Annotated in this window: 8 protein-coding genes and 1 pseudogene; 5 read left to right on the plus strand and 4 right to left on the minus strand. The window is 59.7% G+C overall.

Annotated features, from left to right (window positions below; genetic code table 11):
• Positions 1-8: 8 nt before the first annotated feature.
• Genes astB through astC form a run of 4 tightly spaced genes read right to left on the minus strand, consistent with a single transcriptional unit; the run spans position 9 to position 5,057 of the window.
• Entirely contained in the window at positions 9-1,334 is a 1,326-nt protein-coding gene (gene astB / locus CDA56_RS27235; protein WP_102802806.1) for an N-succinylarginine dihydrolase, read from the minus strand.
• A complete protein-coding gene (gene astD / locus CDA56_RS27240; RefSeq protein ID WP_047724036.1) occupies positions 1,331-2,809 on the minus strand; it encodes a succinylglutamate-semialdehyde dehydrogenase in 1,479 nt (492 codons plus the stop codon). Before astD ends, astB begins: the two co-directional genes overlap by 4 nt.
• Positions 2,806-3,840, minus strand: a complete 1,035-nt coding sequence (astA, locus tag CDA56_RS27245) for an arginine N-succinyltransferase (protein ID WP_014228978.1) — start codon at positions 3,838-3,840, stop codon at positions 2,806-2,808. Before astA ends, astD begins: the two co-directional genes overlap by 4 nt.
• Positions 3,837-5,057: a succinylornithine/acetylornithine transaminase gene (gene astC, locus CDA56_RS27250; RefSeq protein ID WP_064358733.1), complete on the minus strand. Its 1,221-nt coding sequence runs from the start codon at positions 5,055-5,057 to the stop codon at positions 3,837-3,839. The genes astA and astC overlap by 4 nt, the downstream gene beginning before the upstream one ends.
• Positions 5,058-5,501: 444 nt before the next feature.
• Here astC and xthA point away from each other — a divergent pair, with 444 nt between their 5' ends.
• The 5 genes and pseudogenes from xthA to CDA56_RS27275 all read left to right on the plus strand — a co-directional run.
• On the plus strand, positions 5,502-6,308 hold the full coding sequence (xthA, locus tag CDA56_RS27255; protein WP_014228976.1) for an exodeoxyribonuclease III: 807 nt from the start codon (positions 5,502-5,504) through the stop codon (positions 6,306-6,308).
• A 210-nt stretch (positions 6,309-6,518) separates the two neighbouring features.
• Entirely contained in the window at positions 6,519-7,154 is a 636-nt protein-coding gene (locus CDA56_RS27260; RefSeq protein WP_369815896.1) for a TVP38/TMEM64 family protein, read from the plus strand.
• A complete protein-coding gene (locus CDA56_RS27265; protein ID WP_049070246.1) occupies positions 7,144-7,842 on the plus strand; it encodes a TVP38/TMEM64 family protein in 699 nt (232 codons plus the stop codon). The genes CDA56_RS27260 and CDA56_RS27265 overlap by 11 nt, the downstream gene beginning before the upstream one ends.
• Positions 7,839-8,390: a carboxymuconolactone decarboxylase family protein gene (locus CDA56_RS27270; RefSeq protein WP_014228973.1), complete on the plus strand. Its 552-nt coding sequence runs from the start codon at positions 7,839-7,841 to the stop codon at positions 8,388-8,390. The genes CDA56_RS27265 and CDA56_RS27270 overlap by 4 nt, the downstream gene beginning before the upstream one ends.
• Before the next feature lie 9 nt (positions 8,391-8,399).
• A pseudogene (locus CDA56_RS27275) lies at positions 8,400-8,530 on the plus strand (ABC transporter substrate-binding protein); the annotation flags it as partial.

Genomic DNA, 8,530 nt, shown 5'->3' on the forward strand with positions numbered 1-8,530 from the left:
ACGCCTCCTTATTGCTGAAACGGATACACTGAGCCCAGGCGCAGGATTTGCGTTAAGCGGTCGAGCGCCTCGCGGCCTTCGCGCAGCAGCTGCGGGTCCGCGAGATCGACCTGGGTCAGGCGATCGCGATAGTAGCGCTCTACCCAGTCATTAAGGGTGGCGAACAGCGTATCGTTCATCATGACCGCCGGATTCACCGCCTGTCGCTCGTCCTCCGTCAGCACCACCCGCAGCCTCAGGCAGGCAGGGCCGCCGCCGTTGGCCATGCTTTCGCGCAGATCGTAAACCTGTAGCTCATCGATGGGGTTATCGCCCTCCACCAGCCGGTTCAGGTAGCGCCAGACGCCCGGGTGTTCCTGCGCTTCCAGCGGCAAAATCAGCCGCATCCCGCCTTCTTCTTTGCTTAGCAGCTGGCTGTTGAACAGATAGGTCGCCACCGCCTCTTCCACCGAAACCTGACTCGCCGGCACCACCAGCGGCGTAAAGCCGGAGACCTGCTGCGCCAGCTGCTGCAGGAGATGCGGCTGGTCAACAAACGCCTGCTCGTGGCAAAACAGCACCTGCTGATTGCTTACCGCAATCACATCGTTATGAAACACGCCCTTATCAATCACCGCCGGATTTTGTCGGGCGAAAATCACCTGCCGGGGATTGACCTGATTCAGGCGGGCGACGGCCTGGCTGGCCTCGAGCGTCTGCCGCGCCGGGTAGCGCAGCGGATTATCTTCGCCCCCCTGCTGGCGGCCGTAAATAAACAGCTGCACGCCGGGCGCGCCGTAGTCGCCGCCGAGGCGGTTGTGGTTTGCCGCCCCTTCATCGCCGAACAGCGATACCTGGGGCAGCGCGCCGTGTACGGCAAACCGCTGCTCATCGGGGAAAATCGCCCGCAGCAGCGCTTCGGTGGTCGGCGCTTCGCTGGCGCGATGGAATTTATCGTTCAGGTTGGCGACGGTCAGATGCACCCGGCCATCCAGCGAATCGGCCGAGGGGGAGACCGTGGCGGCGTTAGCCACCCACATCGATGACGCGGAGCTGACCGCCGAGAGCAGTTCCGGCGCCTGGCGCGCCGCCTTTTCCAGCACCTGCTCATCGCTACCGCTAAAACCGATCTGCCGCAACAGCGGAATGTTTGGCCGCTCCTGCGGCGGGATCAGCGCCTGCGGATAGCCCGCATCCGCCAGCGCTTTCATTTTTTTCAGCCCCTGCTTTGCCGCCAGCTGCGGGTTCGACACCCGATAGCGGTGCTTCGTCGAGGCTTCGTTGCCGAAAGATAAACCCGCATAGTGGTGGGTCAGGCCCGGCAGCCCGTCAAAGTTCACTTCCCGGGCTTTCATTGTGATGTCTCCTTACGGAAATTCAGCCCGGGGCTGAGGGTTGCCGGCAGCGCCAGCTCCGGTGATTCGAGACTGGCCATCGGCCAGGCGCAATAGTCTGCGGCGTACCACGCCCCCGGCCGGTGGTTACCGGAAGCGCCGGTACCGCCGAACGGCGCGGTGCTGGCGGCGCCGGTTAAGGGTTTGTTCCAGTTAACGATCCCGGCCCGCGCCTCCAGCAGCAGCTGGTCGAATTTGTCGCGTTCGGCGGAGATCAGCCCGCAGGAAAGCCCGAAACGGGTCGCGTTAGCGAGGGCAATCGCCTCATCGAAATGGTCATAGCGCCAGACGCAGAGCAGCGGCCCGAAGACCTCTTCGTCGGCCACCTGCGCCACCGCGCTCATCTCGATAATACCCGGCGTCAGCAGCGAGGTTCCGGCCTGCAGCAGGCGCGGCTCCAACAGGGTTTTTCCGCCGCTGGCCACGTGGGCCAGCCAGGCCTGATGTACCTTTTGCGCGGCCTGCGCTGAAATTAACCCGCCGAGGAACGGCTGAGGTTCAGCGTCCCACGCGTCGGGAATCAGCGTTTGTGACACCGTCACAAGCCGCTGAAGAAACGCATCGCCGGCCTCGCCGCGTTTTACCAGCAGCCGGCGCGCGCAGGTACAGCGCTGTCCGGCAGTAATAAACGCCGACTGAATGGTCAGATGGACCGCGGCGTCGATATCCTGTGGGTCATCGACGATCAGCGGGTTGTTGCCGCCCATCTCAAGAGCGAGAATTTTTTCCGGCTGCCCGGCAAGCTGGCGATGAAGTTGAAAACCCGTCGCAGAGCTGCCGGTAAATAGCAGGCCGTCGATGTCCGCCTGGCCGCTCAGCGCTTCGCCGGTTTCCCGCCCGCCCTGGAGCAGGTTAAGCACGCCCGGCGGCAGGCCGGCTTCGGCCCATAGCTTCACCACCGCCTCTCCGCTTTGAGGCGTCAGCTCGCTGGGTTTGAATACCACGGTATTTCCCGCCAGCAGCGCCGGAACGATATGCCCGTTAGGCAAATGTCCGGGAAAATTGTAGGGGCCAAAGACCGCCAGCACGCCGTGCGGCCGATGGCGAAGCGTCGCCTCTCCGTCCGCCATCGCGGTCTGCGCTTCCCCCGTACGGCTATGATACGCGTTCACCGAAATGGCGATTTTGTTGATCATCGCGGTAATTTCCGTTGCCGCTTCCCAGCGCGGTTTGCCGGTCTCCTGGGCGATAATCCTGGTTAATTCACCTTTGTTCGCTTCCAGTAACGAAGCAAACTTTTCCGCTATCGCTTTCCGGGCGGCAAACGGCTGACGCGCCCACGCGGGAAACGCCGCGCGCGCCGCGGTGACCGCCAGCGCCACCTGCCCGGCATCGGCATCGTTGCCCTGCCACAGCAGCGCCTGGCTTACCGGGTTATGTTTACTACGGGCCGGGCCGCGACCGCTTTGCCAGTCGCCGTTAATCCATAAACTCATGATTTTTTCTCCTCAGGGCACAGACGAACCAGGCGAATCTGGTCGCCGGGGTGGCATTTCAGGGCATCCAGCTCGCGCGCGCTTAGCACCAGGCGGTCGCTCTCCGGGTCGGCGTGAACGAGCATGGCGCGAAACTGCTGGTACTGCTCATTAGCAACCAGACAGGCCGGCCACTCGCCCGGCGCGGGCTGGCCTTCGACGACGGTGACCAGCCGGCTTTTGCGAATGGCCCGCACCCGGTCAATTTCGCACTCCAGCGTCGGGCCGCCGTCGAAGATATCGACGTAGTTGAGATAGCGAAATCCCTCTTTCTCCAGCACCGCGCGTGCCGGCGCGGTTTGCGGATGGACCTCGCCGATGACCGCTCGCGCTTCGTCGCTTAAAAAGTCGATATACAGCGGGTGCTTCGGCATCAGCGCGGCGATGAACGCCTTCTGCCCGGTGCCGCACAGGTAGTCGGCGCGGGAGAACTCCATCGCGAAGAAGCGTTTCCCGAGACTCTCCCAGAACGGCGAGTAGCCGTGTTCGTCAATGACGCCGCGCATTTCCGCCACGACCTTATCGTTGAAGCGTTCGCGAAAGGCGGCCATAAACAGAAAACGCGATTTCGACAGCAGATAGCCGTTGCCCTCTTTACGCCATTTTGGATCCAGGAACAGCGTACACAGTTCGCTGCTGCCGGTATGGTCGTTACTGAGAAACAGCGTCGGCAGGGCGTTGTAGACGTTAAGCTCTTTCGATGCGTGCACCTGGGTACCGACGCGATAGTTGTACCAGGGGTCGTTAAGCCCCACGGCCACCTCAATGGCGCAAATTCCCGCTACCGCGCCGCTGGCGCAGTCCTCAAGAACGAACACATAACCCTGCTCGCTTTTCGGCAGCTCGCCGCGCCAGGTCATCTGCGAACGTTCAATGCGCGCGGCCAGCGTGGCTTCATCGGCCGGCAGCGACGTCAGGCCGCCGCCGGTCTCGCCCGCCAGGGTCATTAGCCCCGGCAGATCGCCTTTTTCTACAGGACGGATCACCATCATGATGAGACCCCCGCGAGAAAGCGTTTGCAGGCCAGTTCGAAGCGATCCAGCCCGGCGTTGATCTCTTCTTCGCTGATAATCAGCGCCGGAGCGAAACGCACCACGTTGGCGCCGGCGATCAGCATCATCAGCCCCTCTTCCGCCGCCTCATTACTGATGGTCTTCGCCTTGCCGGCATATTCATCCTTCAGCACGCAGCCGATAAGCAGCCCCAGGCCGCGAATCTCTTTAAACAGGCCGTAACGCGCGTTAATCGCGTTGAGCCGTTCGCAGAACCATTGATGGCGCTGCTTAACGCCGCTGAGCACTTCGCGGGTGTTGACGATGGCAAACACTTCTCCCGCCACCGCGCAGGCCAGCGGGTTGCCGCCGTAGGTCGTGCCGTGGGTGCCGACGGTCATCACGCTGGCGCAGCGCTCCGATGCCAGCAGCGCGCCGATCGGGAAACCGCCGCCCAGCGCTTTCGCGGTGGAAAGCACGTCCGGCGTCACGCCGTAGTGCATATAGGCGTACAGCTCCCCGGTACGGCCGACGCCGGTCTGGACTTCGTCGAAAATCAGCAGCGCGTTGTGCGCATCGCACAGTTCACGCAGGCCGCGCAGGAAGTCCGCATCCGCAGGCACGACGCCGCCTTCACCCTGCATCGGTTCAACGATCACCGCGCAGGTATTGTCGTCGATCAGCGCCTTTGCCGAGTCGAGGTCGTTATAGATGGCGTGCTGAATCTGCGGCGGCAGCGGCGCAAAATCCTGCGAATAGGCCGGCTGGCCGCCAGCGGAAACGGTAAACAGCGTGCGGCCGTGGAAGGCATTCTTGAACGCCACGATGCCGCTTTTCTCACTGCCGAAACGATCGTGGGCATATTTGCGCGCCAGTTTTAGCGCCGCTTCGTTGGCTTCGGCCCCGGAGTTACAGAAAAAGACCCGGTCGGCAAAAGTGGCGTCAATCAGCTGCTTAGCCAGACGCAATACCGGCTCATTGGTATAGCCGTTACCGGTATGCCAGAACTTTTCCGCCTGCGCGGTCAGCGCTTTAACCAGCCGAGGATGAGCGTGACCGAGGGCGTTCACCGCAATGCCGCCGGCAAAATCGATATACTCTTTTCCCTGCTGATCCCACAGGCGTGACCCCTCGCCGCGTACCGGAATAAAAGCCGCTGGCGCGTATACAGGCATCATCCATTCATCAAAGTTGCTACGCGTAATTGACTGAGACATATCGACCTCTTCCGGTAAATAAAAAGTTTAAATAATGTTAATGAATATGGTTATTACGCTGTAAATGTAGATTGCACGGTGCGTGCCAGCCAGAGGTAAAAATGCATAAATCGAGGTCGTCAACGAAATATCAATAAGTTACGAAAGACCGCTATTCACATAAAATGCATAAAAAGTGAATAAAAATACTAAAAGAGGCTTTTGCAGTGGAATAAAAAGAAAGATTATGCAGGAGTAAGATATAATTCTGTAATTGTGATCCTTGACGAAATTTATCGGCAATAATCGCCCTTTTTTGGCGCAGCGCGTTCCAGAATGGTGCACAGTTTGTGCAAACAGGCTACCAACCGCTGCAATCGGCAGAATAAAGCGCCTTTGCGCAGCCAGCCCGGCGAATTTCTGCTACCATCCCTGCACTATTCACCTTGCACAGTGGCAGCGACTATGAAATTTGTCTCTTTTAATATCAACGGCCTGCGTGCCCGCCCGCATCAGCTGGCCGCCATCATCGATAAACACCAGCCCGACGTCATCGGCCTACAGGAAACCAAAGTTCACGACGATATGTTTCCTCTCGAAGAGGTGGCAAAGCTGGGCTATAACGTCTTTTATCACGGGCAGAAAGGCCATTACGGCGTCGCGCTGCTGACCAAAGAGACGCCGATCTCCGTGCGTCGCGGTTTCCCAAACGATGGTGAAGAGGCCCAGCGCCGCATCATCATGGCGGAAATCCCTTCCCCGTTTGGCAACGTGACGGTGATTAACGGCTATTTCCCGCAGGGCGAAAGTCGCGATCATGAAACCAAATTCCCGGCGAAGGCGGCGTTTTATCAGAACCTGCAAAACTACCTTGATACCGAACTGAATAAAGAGAATCCGGTACTGATCATGGGCGACATGAATATCAGCCCGACCGATCTCGATATCGGCATCGGTGAAGAGAACCGCAAGCGCTGGCTGCGTACCGGCAAGTGTTCCTTCCTGCCGGAAGAGCGCGAATGGATGGAGCGCCTGCTGAGCTGGGGCCTGGTGGATACTTACCGCCATGCGAATCCGCAGGATAACGAACACTTCTCGTGGTTCGACTATCGCTCTAAGGGCTTTGACGATAACCGCGGGCTGCGTATCGATCTGCTGCTGGCAAGCACCCCGCTGGCGCAGCGCTGCATCGAAACCGGCATCGACTACGAAATTCGCGCAATGGAAAAGCCGTCCGACCACGCGCCGGTATGGGCGACCTTTAAAGTCTAAATATTCCCTCCGTCAGGCTCTCCCGTCCGGAGAGCCTGAGCCATATCAAAAAAGCCGCCGTCAGAGATTGTGAACGGCGGCAAACTATTATACTTTCGCGCGCACTTCAGACCGCCCGCGCCATACAGGAGAACCCAATGCAAAAGAAGCCGTCATAAAGCAGAATATAAGCTGCTTTTTGTTGTGGTGATATTGAGCATTGTCGCCTGTATTATTCAGCAATCGGGTTTTGCCGGGCTGGTTACCCATTTTGATCGTCTGCGCGAAATGATCCGCCAGAGCGGCGCCTTCGGCTATACGCTCTATATTCTGCTGTTTATCGTCGCCACCCTTTTTTTGCTACCGGGCACTCTTTTAGTGATTGCCGGCGGGGTGATTTTCGGTCCGCTGGCGGGAACCTTGCTATCGCTGCTGGCGGCGACGCTCGCCTCCTCCGCGTCGTTTCTGTTCGCCCGCTGGCTGGGCCGCGAGCTGCTGCTTAAATACGTCGGGCAGACGGCGATTTTTCAGGCCATTGAAAAAGGCATCGCCCGTAGCGGCACCGATTTTTTAATTCTGACCCGGCTCATCCCGCTGTTTCCCTATAATGTACAGAACTACGCCTATGGCCTGACGGCGATTCCATTCTGGACGTTTACCTTTATTTCCGCCCTCACCACCTTGCCCGGCATATTTATCTATACGCTGATGGCCAGCGAGCTTATCCGCGAGGGTATCACCCCCCTGTTTATACTGAAGCTGACCCTCGCGGGGCTGGCCTTATTTGTCCTGATTCAGGCGGCGAAAAGATATGCCCGCTATCGGCGAATCGAGACATCACGGATACAGGCTCACGATGAAAAATAGCAACGCGCGCTACCGGATAGCCATCGGCATGACGCTGTTTGCGCTTCTGCTGGCATGGTGGCTGATACCCGGCGTCAATGAGTTTATGCAGCGCAGCCTCGCCGCTTTTGCCACGCTCGATCAGCAGGCTATTGAACGCTTTATCGACTCCTGGGGCCCGCAGGCGGCGCTGGTCTCCTTCGCCCTGATGATTTTGCAGGCGATTATCGCCCCGCTTCCCGCCTTCCTGATCACCTTCGCTAACGCTTCCCTGTTCGGCGCCTTCTGGGGCGGCGCGCTGTCGTGGGTGAGCGCGATGGCCGGCGCGGCGCTGTGCTTTTTTATCGCCAGAGCGCTCGGCCGCGACGCGGTGGAAAAGCTCACCGGCAAGAGCGTACTGCAGAGTACGGATGGCTTTTTTACCCGCTACGGCAAACACACCATATTAATCTGCCGTCTGCTCCCTTTCGTTCCCTTCGACCCGGTGAGCTACGCCGCCGGGCTGACGTCAATGCGCTTTCGCCACTTTATGCTGGCCACCGGTCTAGGCCAGCTGCCCGCGACGATAGTCTATTCGTGGACCGGCAGCCTGCTGACCGGCGGCACATTCTGGCTGATGACCGGTTTATCGATCCTGTTTGCGCTGGCGATTGTGGTGGTCGTCGCGAAAGCGCTCTATCTTGAACAACAAAAGAGGCGTTCACGATGAGCTTACCCCCTCTGAAGTCCATTCCGCTGATTCTTCGCCCGCAGGCCTGGCTGCATCGTCGCCACTACGGCGAGGTGCTCAGCCCTATCCGCTGGTGGGGCCGTATTCCGCTGGTGTTTTACCTGGTGTCGATGTTCGTCGGCTATCTGGAACGCAAGCGTTCGCCCCTCGATCCGGTGCTGAGATCGCTGGTCAGCGCCCGCGTCGCGCAGCTGTGCCTGTGCGAGTTTTGCATTGATATCACCAATATGAAGCTGGCGGAACGCAGCGGCGGCAGCGCTAAGCTGCTGGCGGTCGCCGAATGGCGGGACAGCGCGCTATTCAGCGACCGCGAGCGGCTGGCGCTGGAGTATGCCGAGGCGGCCAGCATGACGCCGCCGGTGGTCGACGATGCGCTGCGCGACAGGCTGGCAGGCCAGTTTGACGCCCGCGCGCTCACCGAACTCACGGCGCTGATCGGTTTACAAAACCTGTCGGCGCGCTTTAATTCGGCCATGGCGATCCCCGCCCAGGGATTGTGCCGGATCCCAACCGATTCAAAACCATAAGGAGTGGTTATGCGCAGTGTGCTGGTCTTCGCTTTGCTGTTGCTCTCCCCGCTGGCCGCCAGCGCCGGCTGGCAATCCCTACAACAAGAAGCCCGCGGCCAGACGGTGTGGTTTAACGCCTGGGGCGGCGATCCGGCGGT

Source organism: Klebsiella michiganensis (genome assembly GCF_002925905.1).
GTDB lineage: Bacteria > Pseudomonadota > Gammaproteobacteria > Enterobacterales > Enterobacteriaceae > Klebsiella > Klebsiella michiganensis.